The sequence below is a fragment of the Dietzia sp. B44 genome (assembly GCF_014145245.1).
Lineage (GTDB): Bacteria > Actinomycetota > Actinomycetes > Mycobacteriales > Mycobacteriaceae > Dietzia > Dietzia natronolimnaea.
The window spans coordinates 17,955-18,688 of sequence record NZ_JAALEF010000505.1 but is presented as its reverse complement, the minus strand read 5'-3'; the positions used below and the strand labels follow the sequence as shown (position 1 = coordinate 18,688).

Below are 734 nucleotides of genomic sequence, written 5' to 3'. Positions count from 1 at the left end.
GGGGCCGAGGTTGCCGAACTGACCGGCTTTCTCAGCCCCAGGATGCTCGCCAAGTGGCCAGACGGAATGCGAGTCATCGTCCGCCGCGAACGGCCCCACCCGGGTGCTCAGTTGTCGATGTTCGAGGAGATCGACGGGTGGCGCTACCAAGCATTCGTTACCAACACTGCCACCGGTCAGCTGCAGTTCCTCGAGGCCAGGCACCGGGCTCACGCCCGAGTGGAGGACCGGATCCGACACGCCAAAGACACCGGCCTGGGCCGTCTGCCCTCGCGGGAGTTCGCTTTAAACCAGGCCTGGCTCGTGGCGGTGATGCTCGCCGCGGATCTGGTGGCCTGGACCCGGATGCTCGCTTGCACCGGCGACGCCGCAGTTCTGGCCTTGTGCGAGCCCAAAGCGCTGCGCTACCGCTTCCTCCACGTGGCAGCCCGGCTGGTCCGAAGCGGCCGACGGCGGCGCGTGAAGATTCCCGAAACGTGGCCCTGGGCGACTGCCATCGTCGCAGTGTTCAACACGATCGCCGCGATCCCAAAACCGGCCTAACCTCACCCACCCGCCCACGACAGAACCACCGGAGACCCGCCCACCGGCAGCGCCAGCCGGCACTCCTGCACGCCCACCCACGAAATGGATCCCGCCGTCACCCGACAGCAGCAATCCTCACGCTCCGTGAATCAGCGGGGTTAGAGCTCCCACTGTTACTGTCTCGGCATGTGTGGTCGGTACTCGGTAGC

General features: G+C 66.5%; 1 protein-coding gene. It reads left to right on the top strand.

Annotated elements, in window-relative coordinates; translation table 11 throughout:
* A partial coding sequence (locus tag G6017_RS17025; protein WP_241731584.1) for a transposase occupies nt 1-543 on the top strand: 543 nt, incomplete at its 5' end.
* Nucleotides 544-734 lie beyond the last annotated feature (191 nt).